Origin of the sequence: Actinomycetospora atypica, from assembly GCF_042653685.1 — a bacterium.
GTDB lineage: Bacteria > Actinomycetota > Actinomycetes > Mycobacteriales > Pseudonocardiaceae > Actinomycetospora > Actinomycetospora atypica.
Genome location: NZ_JBHSIV010000026.1, coordinates 80,448 through 94,143 on the forward strand (window position 1 = coordinate 80,448; position 13,696 = coordinate 94,143).

Here is a 13,696-nt window from a genome sequence, read left to right on the forward strand (position 1 = left end):
GCCCGACCCGATGACGGAGCTGCTGCCCCCGCGGCTGGTGATCGCGGCGCCGTCGTCGGGCAGCGGGAAGACCACGATCACGACCGGCCTCCTCGGCGCCCTCGCGACGCGCGGCACCACGCCGGCGCCGTTCAAGATCGGGCCCGACTACGTCGACCCCGGCTACCACGCCCTCGCCTCCGGGCGGCCCGGCCGCAACCTCGACCCGGTGCTCTGCGGGGCCGAGCGGCTGCCCGGGCTCGTCGCGCACGGGGCCCGCGGCGCGGAGCTCGCGGTGGTCGAGGGGGTCATGGGCCTGTTCGACGGCCGGCTCGCCGGCGCCCACGGGCGGCGCGACGACGACGGCTCCACCGCCCACGTCGCCCGGCTGCTCGAGGCGCCCGTGGTCCTCGTCGTCGACGCCCGCGGCCAGCACCGCTCGATCGCCGCGCTGCTCCACGGCTTCCGCACGTTCGACCCGTCGGTGGCACCGGCGGGCGTGATCCTCAACCGGGTCGGGACCGAGCGCCACGCCGACGCGCTGCGCGCCGCCTGCGCCGAGGTCGGGATGCCGGTGCTGGGCGTCGTGCCCCGGCGCGCCGAGCTGGCCGTGCCCTCGCGCCACCTCGGCCTGGTCACCGCCGCCGAGCACGGGGACGCCGCCCGGTCCGCGGTCGACGCGATGACCGCGCTGGTGCTCCAGCACGTCGACCTCGACGCGGTCGAGCGCCTGGCTCGTTCGGCGCCCGCGACCCCGGTGCAACCTTGGGACCCCGTCGTCGAGATCGGGCCCACCGACCGGCGCGCCCGCCGTGTCGTGGCGATCGCCGGGGGACCGGCGTTCACGTTCGGCTACCCGGAGCACGCCGAGCTGCTGGCGGCGGCCGGCGGGGAGGTCGTCGTGGTGGACCCGCTGCGCGACGAGGCGCTCCCGGAGCGGACGGCGGGCCTGGTGCTGCCCGGGGGCTTCCCGGAGGAGCACCTCGAGGACCTCTCGGCGAACGTCGCGCTGCGCACGGCGGTGCACGCGTTCGCGGCGGCGGGCGGGGCAGTGCACGCGGAGTGCGGGGGGCTGCTCTACCTCGGCCGCTCCCTCGACGGCGTCCCGATGTGCGGGGTGCTCGACGCCGAGGCCGCGATGGGCCCGCGCCTGACCCTGGGCTACCGGACCGCGACCGCGCTGACCGACTCGCCGATCGCCGAGGCGGGGGAGACCGTGACGGGCCACGAGTTCCACCGCACCGTCACCACCCCCGGGGCGGGGTCGACGCCCGCCTGGCGCTGGGACGAGGTGACCGAGGGGTTCGTCGAGCACCGCGTCCACGCGTCCTACCTGCACACCCACCCCGCCGGCCGGCCCGGGGCGGTGCGCCGATTCGTCGCGGGACTGAGCGGGCCCCCGGGGTGATCGTGCTGGGCGTCGGGGTGGAGCCCGGCACCCCGGTCGAGTACCTGCGCGACGCCGTCGACGCGCTCGGCGACGTCGGGTTCGACGTCGTCGCCACGATCGACCGGCGCGCGGGGGAGCCCGCGGTGCTGGCGCTGGCCGCCGGGCGGGTGCTGCGGACCTACACCGTCGTCGAGCTCGACGCGGTGGAGGTCCCGAACCCCTCGGCGGTCGTCCGGCGACTCACCGGGACCGGGAGCGTCGCCGAGGCCGCGGCGATCCTGGCCGCACGGGAGGCCGGCGGGCCGGCGCACCTCGTCGTCGAGAAGCAGCGGGGCCGGATGGTGACGGTGGCGGTGGCTGCGCCTCGTGAGCACTTCGGGGGGCTTTAGGCCCGCGAACTGCTCACGAGGGCTACGCCCACACCCCGCCGGCCTCGAGCGCGAGGCCGGTGCCGAACAACGCGCCCGGGAGGAACGCCCCCGGTCGGCCCGTGCTGCCGAGGAGCCGCATCGTCGTGCCGGCGGCCGCCGCGACCGTGACGTCCATGGCGTCGCCGAGGCGCAGCCACCGCTCGTCGGTCGACCCGTCGGCCCACGTCGCCCGCGCGTGCGCCCAGGAGTGCGGCCGGGGTCGCTCGGCCGCGCGCATCGGGACCCTCGCCAGCGCGGACGTCGCGAGCGTCGTGGCTCCCGGGACACGCAGCAGGACCCCGGCCACCGGGGTCACCAGCCGCACCACGAGTCCCGAGGGCGCCAGGCTCGAGGCCGCGACCACCTCCCGCGCCCCGCTCGCCCGCCACGCCGCGAGGAGCTCGCCGAAGGGGGCGGCGGTGGTCGGGACCTCGTCGCCGTCGGGGGTGGTGAGCACCTCCGTCGCGCCGACCGGGGCGCTGCGCACCATCCGCCCGTCGCGCACCGTCCGCCCGCCCTCGGGCAGCTGCCCGACGATCGTCCCGGCCAGCGCCGCCCCGACCGTGCCCTCCTCCGCCGCGACCGACGGCAGCACGGCCACCCGCACCCGCTCCGGGGCCGGGCGATCGGCCACGAGGTCGAGGACCACGCCCTCGCCGGCGACCACGCCGAAGCCCGCGCCCGTGACGACCGTCCGCCGCTCCCGCGCGACCACGGCGTCGAGCGCGAGCAGGGACTCGAACGCCGACAGCTCGTTGGCCACGTCGACGTAGTGCGTCCCGGGCGGGCACGCCCGGGCCACGGCAGGAGCCGTCGTCGTGAAGGGACCCACGGTGTTCACGACGACGCCCGGGGCCGCCCGCCCCAGCGCCCCGAGGATCTCCTCGAGCGGGCCCTCGCGGACCTCCGCGTCGAGCTCGGCGGCGAGGCCGGCGAGCCGGGCGGCCGACCGCCCGGCCAGCACGAGCGGGACGCCCCGGGCGTGCAGCGCCCTCGCGATCCCCCGACCGGTCCGGCCGCTCGAGCCCAGGACCCACACCGTGTCCGCCATCGGATCTCCTTCATGTCAGTGACTGACATGATGCCATGTGGGCGCAGCCCCCGTGAGCACTTCGAGGGGTCATAGGCCCCCGAAGTGCTCACGAGGGCGTGGCCCACACGGCAGGATGTCCGGCATGACCGAGAAGGACGCCGCGCCGTCGTCGAGCCGGGCCACGACGCCCGACCTCTCGGCGCCCTCGCCCGCCGACGGCCCCACCAGGGCGCAGCCCACCGTGGGCCCGGCGGAGCGCGACACCGACCGGATGCCCGGCGGCACCGCGGCCGCGGCGCCCACCCGCACCTCGACCGGCCCGAAGCGGACGCCCGGGCGCACCCGCATCGGCGGGGCCTGGATCGGGCTGATCCTCGGTGCGGTCGTCCTGATCTTCCTGCTGATCTTCATCCTGCAGAACCTCGACCCGGCCCGGGTGCAGTTCCTCGGTCTGCAGGCCGAGCTTCCCCTCGGCATCTGGATGCTGTTCTCCGCGATCGCCGGGGTGCTGCTCCTCGCGATCCCGGGGCTCGGGCGCATGATCCAGTGGCGTCGGGCCTCGAAGGGGACGAGGCGGTAGACGGGCCGGGTGGTCGAGCCCCGCTCCGTCTCCCGGCGGGCAGGATGTGGGGGTGACCCCCAGCCTCGCCCTCGCCGGGCACAAGTTGCCGCTCCTCGGGCGCGCCCGCGCCTACGTCTGCGGGATCACCCCGTACGACACGACCCACCTGGGCCACGCCGCCACCTTCGTCTGGGCCGACGTGGCGACCCGCGTGCTGCGCCGCACGGGCGTCGAGGTCGAGGTGTGCCGCAACGTGACCGACGTCGACGACGTCCTCGACGCCGCGGCCGAGCGCGCGGGCAGCCGGTTCGACAGCTTCGCCGCGGTGGGGCAGTTCCGCTTCGACCGCGACATGGCGGCGCTGAACGTGCGGCCCCCGGCGCACCAGCCGCGGGCGCACAACCACGTCGAGGACGTGGTCCGGCTCGCCGCCGGCCTGCTCGAGCGCGGCGTCGCCTACGAGCGCGAGGGGGAGGTGCTGCTCCGCGCCTCCGCGGTCGGCCTCACCGGCGACGAGGTTCCCGACGATGCCTCCACGGTCCCGGTGTCCGTGCGCGCGGAGGACCCGCTCGACCCGACCGTCTGGCGCCCCGCCACCCCCGGCGAGGCCGCCTGGCCGAGCCCCTGGGGCGACGGCCGGCCCGGCTGGCACGCGGAGTGCGCCGCCATGGCGCTGACGGTGCTCGGCCCGGCGGTCGACCTCCACGTCGGCGGGGCCGACCTGCGCCACCCGCACCACACCTGCATGGCCGCGATGGCCGAGGCCGTGACCGGGGTGGGCCCGTTCGCCCGGGCGCGCCTGCACGTGGGCACGGTGCGCATCGACGGCGAGAAGATGGCCAAGTCCGCGGGCAACCTCCTGCTGGTCTCGGACCTGCTCGAGACCCACCCGGCGGCCGCGGTCCGGCTGCTGGTGCTCGACCGGCCCTGGGCCGACGCCTGGGACGTCCGCCCCGGCGACCTCGACGCCGCCGCCGACCGCATCACCCGCCTCTACGCCGCCGCCGGGCGCCAGGTGGGCGGGGAGGCCGCCGCCGAGGCCGTCATGGCCGCGCTGCTCGACGACCTCGACGTCCCGACCGCCCTCGCGCTCGCCGAGGACGAGGGCGGGGAGGCCGCCCGGACCGTCCTCTCGGTGCTCGGCCTGACCTGATCCGCGGTCAGGGCTCGAGCAGGAGCGTGTCGAGCCCGCGGGTCACCCCGACCCGCCCCGGCGCCAGCCGCGCGGCCATCAGGGTCCCGGCGACGTAGGGCTCGGCGCTCTCCCCGGCCTCGTGACGCAGCGACAGCCGTTCCCCCGGCAGCCCGAAGATCGCCTCGACGGCGAGGGTGTAGCCGGGGAGCCGCACGCTGTGGGTTTGCGCGCCGCCGATCTCCGCGCCACGGGCGCCCGCCACGCCGACGGTGTCGATGGCCGGCGTCGGCGTCCTGACCTCCCCGAGGCGTTCCGCCAGCTCCCGCGCCGTCCCGCTCGGCGCGTCGGGCTTCCCGGCGCCCGCGTAGTCGACGATCTCCCACTGCGGCAGGTGGCGCGCCGCGAGCAGGGCCGCCGCCTGCAGCAGGGCCGCCGTGATCGAGAAGTTCCCGGAGGCGATCACCCCGACCCCGCGCTCCCGGGCGCGCTCGTCGATCCGGGCGTACTGCTCGGCCGAGAGCCCCGAGGTGCCGACGACGACGTGCACCCCCCGCTCGACCGCGGCCAGCACGTTGTCGAGCACCGCGTCGGGCGCGGTGTAGTCGATCAGCACGTCGACGCCGTCCAGGGCGTCCGCCACCTGCGCGAACACCGGGACGTCGACCCGCGCGCCACCCCAGGACTCCCCGAGGTCGCCGCCCGCCGCGCGGCGGCTCACCGCCGACCGCAGCCGCACGTCGGGGGAGCGCAGGGCGCCCTGCGCCACCGCCCGACCCGTCCATCCCGTCGCGCCAGCGACGCACACCGCGAGCGTGTCCACGCGATCACCGTAGGACCCACCCCTGACACCCCGGGAAGCCTCGGTAACAGGTGATACGTCTGTGACACGCGGGGCGGATGTGCTGAAGATCGGCGCCCAGCTGCCTACGGTGTGGCGTCGGGTGCGCGGCGTGCGCCGGGGACAGCGAGGAGGGCGTGATGCGCTGGGGCGGTCCCGACGAGGTGACGCTGAAGCCACCGGAGCCACCCGCTCCGCGGGAGTCGCCCGAGAACGAGGCGAGCCTTCCCGACGAGGACCGGCGAGGGTCCGGCACGGACGCCGCGGCTGGTGGAACGGCCGCGACGACCGAGTCGCTCCAGGCGGACGCGTCGACCCGGACCACGGAGTCGATCGGGGCCGACGCGTCATCCCGGAAGACCGAGTCGCTGTCGCCGGACGCGTCGTCCCGGACGACCGAGTCGATCCAGGCGGACCCGTCGACGCGGAGGACCGACTCGATCGACGCGTCCTCCCGCACCACCGAGCCGACGACGGCTGCCCCGGCCGCGACGACCGGGCCGGTCGAGAAAGAGGCGCCGCGAGGCCCCTCCGGCGGTCGGGGCCCGGGCTCGCCCACCCCACGGCGCCGTACCCCGCCGGCCTCACCGCTCCCCGGTCGGACGCCCTCGGCCCCGTGGCGGAGGTCCTCGCCTCCCGTCCCGCCGAACGCGAGCTCCCGGCCCGCAGCCCCCGACGCGGCCACCGGGCCCCCGGCTCCGGAGCGCACCACGCCCGACACCTCCCCCCGCACGCCCCCGTGGCGCACCCCCGGCTTCGACGCCGGCGCGGGTGGCGCGACGACGGGCCCGACGGCTCCCCGCCCTCCGCGCGACCCCGACACCGTGCCCGCCGCGACGACCCCTCCCGTCTCGCCCCCGGCGCCCCGCCGACCGGACGAGTCGACCCCGGCCGCCCGCAGCACCCCGTCCGAGCCCGACACCGTCCGCACCGCGGCCACGGTCGACCGGGACGACCAGGGCGGCACCGAGGTCATCGAGCGGGTCCCCGACGAGCGCCCCGCCCAGGAGCACGCCGCCCCGGAGAGCACCGCCGGGGAGCACCCCTCCGAGGAGCGCCCTTCCGAGGAGCGCTCTTCCGAGGAGCGCCCCGACGAGCGGTCCCGCCGCGGCCCGGTCGCCGCGGTGCTCGGTGCCGCCGCCGGTGCGGTCGGCGCCCTCACCGCGCGCTCCCGCCGCAAGTCCTCCGCCGCTCCCGAGAACCCCACCGCCACCACCGGGTCCACCGCGACCGGGTCGCCGCGGCGCGCTCCGAGCGCTGCCCCCGCGCCCATCCAGGACGGCCGGGCCTCCTCGTCGTCCGGTCCGAAGGGCTCCACCGGGACCGCGTCACCGCGACCCGGTCCGGACGCGCCGTCGGCGCCCCAGGCCTCCGCCACGACCGCCCCCGCGGACCGCGACCGGACCACGGACGCGACCGAGTCGTCGCGACCCGGTTCCGACGCGGCCGTCGCCCCGACCGGCCGGCCCACCGACGCCACCGGCGCGACGAGCTCCACCGCAGCCGTCGCGCCCGCGGACCGGCCGACCGACGTCACCGGTGCGAAGGGCTCCGCCGCAGCCGTCGCGCCCGCGGACCGGCCGACCGACGTCACCGGTGCGAAGAGCTCCACCGCAACCGTGTCCGATGGACACGGTTCCGACACCGCTGCCGCGCCCGCGGACCGGTCGACTGACGTCACCGGCACCGCCGGACGCGGCGACACCACCACCCCCGAGCGCGACCGGACGAGCGGCACCGGCGGGAAGGTCGCCGGAGCGGCTGCGGCCGGAGCCGCCGCAGCGGCCGTCGCCCCCGCGGACCGGCCCACCGACGTCACCGGTGCGAAGGGTTCCGCCGGGAGCGTCGCCCCGGCGGACCGGCCGACCGACGTCACCGGTCCGAAGAGCTCCGCCGCCACCGTGTCCGATGGACACGGATCCGGCACCACCACTGCCGCCCCGGCGGATGGCCCGACCGACGTCACCGGCACCGGCACCGGCACCGCCGGACGGACCGACACCACCCCCGAGCGCGACCGCACGAGCGGCACCGGCGGGAAGGTCGCCGGAGCGGCGGCGGCCGGAGGCGCCGCGGCGGCGGTCGCGGGGGCGTCCGGCTCGTCGAAGCAGACGGAACGCCCCGACACGTCGGCGCGCCCGTCGTCTGAGGCCTCCACGAGGGATCTCGCGGCCACCGCTCACTCGTCGACCGCCGCACCGGCAGCCCCGACGAAGGGCGACCGCAAGCCCGCCGCACCGGCCCCCACCGAGGGGCCGGCGAAGGGCCCCGAGAAGCCGACGCCCGGGAAGAAGCCGGGCGGCTGGGGCAAGGCCGCGGCTGCGGGTGCGGTCGGCGGAGCTGCCGTGGCGGGTGCCGCGGCGGCGAGCGGACGGACGTCCGAGGCGCCGGGCCGCTACCGGTCGGCCGACAGCTCGGCCACGACCGACCGCCCCTCCACTACGGAGCGCCCCGGGGCCGGGGCGGGTGCCGCCTCCGGGCTCGCCGCGCCGACGGCCGCACCGCAGGAGGCGCCGACCGACCCCGACCAGGTCGCGCCGGCGAGCGGTGCCGCCGGGACGTCGGCCGAGCGCACCGACGTGATCCCCCCGGTCGAGGAGCCGGCGAAGGCCCCGCCGCAGACGGCGTCGGCGCGCGACCGCAGGCGTCGTCGTCGGGTGCTCTTCGCGTTCGTGCTGGCCGCGCTGGTGCTGGCGGCGTTCCTCGGGCTCGTCGCGCTGATCACCGACCACGCCAACAACGGCCCCGAGCCGCAGGGTGCGGCGTCGTCCGAGCCGGCCGTCACGGTCCCGGCGCCGGCGGCGGCGCCGCCCTCGCCTCCGCCGCCCCCGCAGCTCCCGCGCGGCGGCACGACCTTCTTCCCCCAGCACCGCGTCGTCGCCTACTACGGCACCGCGGGCACCGACGCGCTCGGCATCCTGGGGGAGGGATCACCGGCGGACGCGGCGAACAAGCTCGAGCAGGCGGCGGCCCCGTTCGCCTCGCCGGGCAAGACGGTGCTGCCGGCGATGGAGCTGATCGTCGGGATCGCCAACAGCACCCCGGGGCCCGACGGCACGTACCACTCCGACATCGACGAGGGCGAGGCCCGTCAGTACCTCGAGGCGGCCCGCGCCAAGCAGCAGGTCATGATCATCGACATCCAGCCCGGTCGGGCCGACTTCATGACGGCCGTGAAGCCCTGGGAGAACCTGCTCCGCGAGCCCGACGTCGGCCTCGCGCTCGACCCCGAGTGGCGGATGGGTCCGGGGGAGGTGCCGGGCAAGGTGATCGGCACCGTCAGCGCCGACGAGGTCAACCAGGTCTCGACCTGGCTCGCCGACATGGTGACCCGGGACAACCTGCCGCAGAAGCTGTTCGTCCTGCACCAGTTCACGCCGGACATGATCTCGAACCCGGAGCGGCTCGCGACGCCGCCGCAGCTCGCCGTGGTCCAGCACATCGACGGCTTCGGCGCCCCGGCGAACAAGATCGGCAAGTACCAGCAGCTCCAGCGCCCCCAGCAGCTGCACCTGGGGTTCAAGCTGTTCATCGACGAGGACACGCCCACGCTGACCCCGGAGCAGGCGCTCACCCTCCAGCCGGCGCCGGACCTCATCACCTACCAGTAGGGACTCAGCGCAGCCCGACGACGACGGTGCTGCCCGACCGGTTCGCGACGACGATCGCGCCCGGGGCGGGGACGAGCACCGGGTCGTCGGGCGCGCGCTCCGGGCGACCGAGGGGGACCCCGTCGTCGGGGGCGAGCACTCCCAGGTCGATCGGGGGACCGCCGTCGACGGTCGCGACGTCGGCAAACTCCTCGGAGCAGGCCTGCACGACCGACCCCGGCAGCACGAGCACGGCCGGCCCCTCGCAGGGCGCGGGCGGGACGGTGACGGGGGAGCCGGTGGCGAGGTCGAGCGCCTCGACGGCGGGCACGATCCGTTGCAGCTGCTCGACCCGCGGCAGACCCTCCCCGAGCAGCGGGGACCCGGCCGTCCGGGGCACCCGGGCCCGCACCGTGCCGTCGCGGGGGTCGACGAGCAGCCGCGGCCGGGGACCCGACACCGCGACGAGCGACCCGTCGGACGACGAGGACAGCGCCGAGCCCGCGGAGGCCTCGGCGGGGCCGGCGTCGACGGTCCAGCGGTCCCGGCCGGTCCGGCTGTCGCGCCCCCGCAGCACGGTGCGCCCGGCGCACCACTCGGCCACCGGCACGGCGCCCACCGACCGCTGCGGGGCCAGGGTGCGCTGCTCGCAGCCGGGCGTGGTCCCACGGGTCCACAGCACCTCGCCGGAGGTGAGGTCGCGGGCCTCCTGCTCCACCCCGACGCCGTCGGCGCGGGCCAGGACGAGGACGTCGTCGGTGACGAGCAGCGTCGCGGGGTCGGCCGGGTCGTCCCAGCGGGGCGTCCCGGTGATCGCGTCGAGCACGGTCAGCGCCTCGTCGTCGTACCCGAGCACCACCGTGGCGCCGCCGGGCGTGACCTGCAGCGCCGTGAGTCGCGTGCCGGGCCGGGAGTAACGCCACCGCTCGGTGCCGGACACCCCGTCGAGCGCGACGACACCGTCGTCGCCCGCGACCACCACGCCGGCGCCGGCTCGCGCGACCTCGTGCAGCGCCGCGGGACTCGTCCAGCGCCACGCCACCGCGGCCGGCCGCACCGGCACCGGCGCGGGCACCGCCGGACCGGCGGTCGTCGAGACCACCGCCGGGCCGCAGCACCCGACGAGGGCGATCGCGACGACGACCGCGAGCACCGTCGTCCTCACGTCAGGCCCTGGACCACCGGGGCCGCCTGGCTGGTCCCTGCGACGACGACCGCCCCGGGCGCCGGGACCACCCGGACCCCCGCGTCGAGCGCCTCGAGCGCGGGCCCGCCGGTACTGATCCGCGCGAGCAGGATCGGGGGACCGCCGTCCACGGTGGCCGAGGACCCGCCCTCGCCGCGGCACACGGCGATGACCGACCCGACGACGACGGTGGTGGGCTCCGCGCACGGGGCGGGCGGCAGCGGTGTCCCGTCGAGCCGGCGGTCGGATCCCTCCACGCCGTCCTCGCCGAGCCGCGGCTCACCCTCGTCGAGCTGCGGGTAGCCGCCCGTGATCCGGGTGCGCACGGAGCCGTCGGTGGTGTCGATCAGCGGGAAGGGGCGCGTGCCGAGGGCCACGACCGCGGTGCCGTCGGCCGTGGCCCGCAGCGCGACCGTGGTCGACCCCTCGCCGGGCCCGGCGTCGGTGCGCCACCGTTCCCGGCCCGACTCCTCGTCGAGCCCCGTGACGATCACCCGGTCCCCGCACCCGGCCGCGACGGGGATCGTCGTGCGGGTGCTCGTGGCGTACAGCGCGAACTGCAGGCAGCCCGCGGGGGAGACCCAGCGCCACCGCTCCTCGCCGGTCCGCAGGTCGAGGGCGGTGTACTCGGTGCGCGGGTCGTCGTCCGGGCCGGGGATCGGCCGCGGGTCCACGACGATGCGGTCGGTGAGGACCAGCGCCCGGCCGGGGTCGTCGAACGCGAACTCGGCGAGGCGGGCCCCGGTCGCGGCGTCCAGGACGGTGGCCAGGCCGGCCTCGTCGTCGCCGTAGCCGGTGGAGCCGTGCGCGAGGACGACGGAGCGGCCGTCGGGGCTCACCGCCATCGCCTGCAGCGCCGCCCCGTCGCGGTGGAAGCCCCAGCGCGGCTCGCCGGTGGGGCCGTCGAGGGCGGTCACCCCGGAGTCGTCCGCGACGACCACCCCCGGGCCGGCGGCCTGCACGTCGCGCACCCCGTCCAGGGCGGTCCACGTCCAGGCGACCCCGGTGGGCCGCGTCGGTACGGGGGCCGGCACGACGACGGCGGAGGCGGGGACCGCGCTCCACGCCTGCACGGGGGCCTGGACGACGAGCCGGACCGCCACCCCGCACGCCCCCACGACGAGCAGCGCGGCGCCGACCGCGGTCAGCCCGACGACGAGGGGGCGCGCGGCCCGCGCCGGCCCGTCCACGAACCCGCCCACGACGCCGACGAGGGCGAGGAGCCCCGACCCCACCGTCAGCACCGCGAGCGACGGGCCCGGCAGCCCGGTGCCGACCGCGACGACGAGCACCGCGACCACGCCGACCAGCGCGAGCGTGCCCAGGGCCGTCCCGGCGACCCGGACCCGCCTCGAGCCGGCACGACCCGGGTCGAGCTCCGCTCCGCTCCGTCTCCCGGCGAGCGCCAGCAGACCGGCGAGGGCGGCGAGGACGATCACGCCGACCGTCCAGGCGTCGAGGCGGCGTTCGAGGGTCCAGGAGCCGAGACCGCGGCGGTCGAGGAACGCCCCCACCGCCGTCGTCAGGAACCCGACGACCACCAGGACCCGGCGCAGCATGACGAGCAGTCTGGTCGACGTCGGGCGATGTGCGGCTGCGGAGGACTACTCGGAATCCTGGTCGCGCCCCGTCGCTACGCTCGGGACATGGCACGAGGCGTCACCCGCATGTCCGAGCTGTTCCTGCGCACCCTGCGTGAGGACCCGGCCGACGCCGAGGTGATCAGCCACAAGCTGCTCGTGCGCGCCGGGTACGTCCGCCGGGTCGCCCCCGGCATCTACTCCTGGCTGCCGCTGGGGATGAAGGTGCTCCGCCGGGTCGAGGCGATCGTCCGCGAGGAGATGGACGCGATCGGCGCGCAGGAGGTCCACTTCCCGGCGCTGCTGCCCCGCGAGCCCTACGAGATCACCGGCCGCTGGACCGAGTACGGCGACACGCTGTTCCGGCTCAAGGACCGCAAGCAGGCCGACTACCTCCTCGGCCCCACGCACGAGGAACTGTTCACGCTCATGGTGAAGGGGGAGACGTCGTCGTACCGGGACTTCCCGACGACGCTCTACCAGATCCAGACGAAGTACCGCGACGAGGAGCGGCCGCGCGCGGGCATCCTGCGCGGGCGCGAGTTCGTCATGAAGGACTCCTACTCCTTCGACCTCACCGACGAGGGCCTCGCGGAGTCCTACGCGGCGCACCGGGTGGCGTACCAGAAGATCTTCGAGCGGCTCGGGCTGGAGATCCAGATCGTGTCGGCGGTGTCGGGCGCCATGGGCGGCTCGGCGTCGGAGGAGTTCCTTGCGCCCTGCGCGGCCGGCGAGGACACCTACGTGCGGTGCCTGGAGTCGGGCTACGCCGCGAACGTCGAGGCCGTGACGACGCCCGCCCCCGAGCCCCGGTCGCTCGACGGCCTGCCCGAGGCCGTCGTCCACGACACCCCCGACACCCCGACGATCGACTCGCTCGTCGCGGTCGCCCGCGACGTCGCGCCCGACCGCGACTACACGGCGGCCGACACGCTCAAGAACGTCATGCTCAAGACCCGCCTGCCCGGTGCCGCCGAGTGGGAGCTGCTCGGCGTCGGTGTGCCCGGCGACCGCGAGGTCGACATGAAGCGCCTCGAGGCGTCGGTCGCGCCGGCCGAGGTCGCGCTGCTCGACGACGCCGACTTCACCCGCAACCCGTTCCTCACCAAGGGCTACATCGGGCCGGTCGGGCTGCAGAAGAACGGCGTCCGCTACCTCGTCGACCCGCGCGTGGTCACCGGGACCGCCTGGGTCACGGGGGCCGACGAGCCCGGCCGCCACGTCTTCGACCTGGTCGTGGGCCGCGACTTCACCCCCGACGGCACCATCGAGGCCGCCGAGGTCCGCGCCGGCGACCCCTCGCCCGACGGCGCCGGCCCCCTCGTCGCCGCCCGCGGCATCGAGATGGGCCACATCTTCCAGCTCGGCCGCAAGTACGCCGAGGCGCTGGGGCTGACCGCGCTCGGCTCCGACGGCAAGCCGGCGACGATCACCATGGGCTCCTACGGCGTGGGCGTCTCCCGCGCGGTCGCCGCGATCACCGAGCAGCACGCCGACGCCAAGGGCCTGGTGTGGCCGCGCGAGGTGGCGCCCTACGACGTGCACATCGTCATCGCCGGCAAGGACGACGCCCAGCGCGCGGCCGCCGAGACGATCGCGGCCGACCTCGTCGGGGCGGGCCTCGAGGTGCTCCTCGACGACCGCAAGGCCTCGCCCGGGGTCAAGTTCGCCGACGCCGAGCTCCTCGGCATGCCGACCTCGATCACGGTGGGCCGCGGGCTCGCGACCGGGGTCGTCGAGGTGACCGACCGCCGGTCGGGCGAGCGGCGCGAGGTGGCCGTCGACGGGGTGGTGGCGGCGCTGACCGGCGCCTGACGCCCGCAGCCGTCTCCCGGCAGGGCTAGGGGACCTGCAGGCAGACCCCGCCGACGAGGTTCACGCAGGCCTTCACCAGGGGGTCGGGGCCCTTCTTCTCCGCGGGCCGGCTCGGCGCGGGAGCCGGCCGGGGGGCGGGTGCGGCGGCGGGGGCCCGTCCGGCGGGCGAGGCGGCCGG

Annotated in this window: 10 protein-coding genes; 6 read left to right on the forward strand and 4 right to left on the reverse strand. The window is 77.0% G+C overall.

Annotated features, from left to right (window positions below; genetic code table 11):
- Positions 1 to 10: 10 nt before the first annotated feature.
- Positions 11 to 1,387, forward strand: coding sequence for a cobyrinate a,c-diamide synthase (locus tag ACFPBZ_RS21345; RefSeq protein ID WP_378038123.1), 1,377 nt, complete (start codon positions 11 to 13; stop codon positions 1,385 to 1,387).
- A complete protein-coding gene (locus ACFPBZ_RS21350) occupies positions 1,384 to 1,758 on the forward strand; it encodes a cobalamin biosynthesis protein (RefSeq protein WP_378038124.1) in 375 nt (124 codons plus the stop codon). Before ACFPBZ_RS21345 ends, ACFPBZ_RS21350 begins: the two co-directional genes overlap by 4 nt.
- Positions 1,759 to 1,780: 22 nt before the next feature.
- On the opposite strand, the gene ACFPBZ_RS21355 is transcribed toward ACFPBZ_RS21350, so the two are convergent.
- Positions 1,781 to 2,830 (reverse strand): saccharopine dehydrogenase NADP-binding domain-containing protein, encoded by a 1,050-nt coding sequence (locus tag ACFPBZ_RS21355; RefSeq protein ID WP_378038125.1) that lies wholly within the window; start codon positions 2,828 to 2,830, stop codon positions 1,781 to 1,783.
- A 124-nt stretch (positions 2,831 to 2,954) separates the two neighbouring features.
- Between ACFPBZ_RS21355 and ACFPBZ_RS21360 the strand changes: the two genes are divergently transcribed.
- Together ACFPBZ_RS21360 and ACFPBZ_RS21365 are read left to right on the forward strand one after the other, a co-directional pair.
- A complete protein-coding gene (locus ACFPBZ_RS21360) occupies positions 2,955 to 3,392 on the forward strand; it encodes a LapA family protein (RefSeq protein ID WP_378038126.1) in 438 nt (145 codons plus the stop codon).
- A 52-nt stretch (positions 3,393 to 3,444) separates the two neighbouring features.
- Positions 3,445 to 4,527 carry a cysteine--tRNA ligase gene (locus ACFPBZ_RS21365; protein WP_378038127.1) on the forward strand — a complete coding sequence of 361 codons (1,083 nt, stop codon included), beginning with the start codon at positions 3,445 to 3,447 and terminating at the stop codon, positions 4,525 to 4,527.
- A gap of 7 nt (positions 4,528 to 4,534) precedes the next feature.
- Here the strand turns inward: ACFPBZ_RS21365 and dapB are convergent, their stop codons facing one another.
- On the reverse strand, positions 4,535 to 5,329 hold the full coding sequence (gene dapB, locus ACFPBZ_RS21370) for a 4-hydroxy-tetrahydrodipicolinate reductase (RefSeq protein WP_378038128.1): 795 nt from the start codon (positions 5,327 to 5,329) through the stop codon (positions 4,535 to 4,537).
- An 842-nt stretch (positions 5,330 to 6,171) separates the two neighbouring features.
- On the opposite strand from dapB, the gene ACFPBZ_RS21375 reads away from it, so the two are divergent.
- Positions 6,172 to 8,958, forward strand: a complete 2,787-nt coding sequence (locus ACFPBZ_RS21375) for a hypothetical protein (RefSeq protein ID WP_378038129.1) — start codon at positions 6,172 to 6,174, stop codon at positions 8,956 to 8,958.
- A gap of 4 nt (positions 8,959 to 8,962) precedes the next feature.
- Here the strand turns inward: ACFPBZ_RS21375 and ACFPBZ_RS21380 are convergent, their stop codons facing one another.
- Positions 8,963 to 10,102: an outer membrane protein assembly factor BamB family protein gene (locus ACFPBZ_RS21380; protein WP_378038130.1), complete on the reverse strand. Its 1,140-nt coding sequence runs from the start codon at positions 10,100 to 10,102 to the stop codon at positions 8,963 to 8,965.
- Positions 10,099 to 11,682, reverse strand: coding sequence for an outer membrane protein assembly factor BamB family protein (locus ACFPBZ_RS21385; protein WP_378038131.1), 1,584 nt, complete (start codon positions 11,680 to 11,682; stop codon positions 10,099 to 10,101). The genes ACFPBZ_RS21380 and ACFPBZ_RS21385 overlap by 4 nt, the downstream gene beginning before the upstream one ends.
- 87 nt (positions 11,683 to 11,769) lie before the next feature.
- Here ACFPBZ_RS21385 and ACFPBZ_RS21390 point away from each other — a divergent pair, with 87 nt between their 5' ends.
- On the forward strand, positions 11,770 to 13,518 hold the full coding sequence (locus ACFPBZ_RS21390; protein WP_378038132.1) for a proline--tRNA ligase: 1,749 nt from the start codon (positions 11,770 to 11,772) through the stop codon (positions 13,516 to 13,518).
- The last annotated feature ends 178 nt before the right edge of the window (positions 13,519 to 13,696 follow it).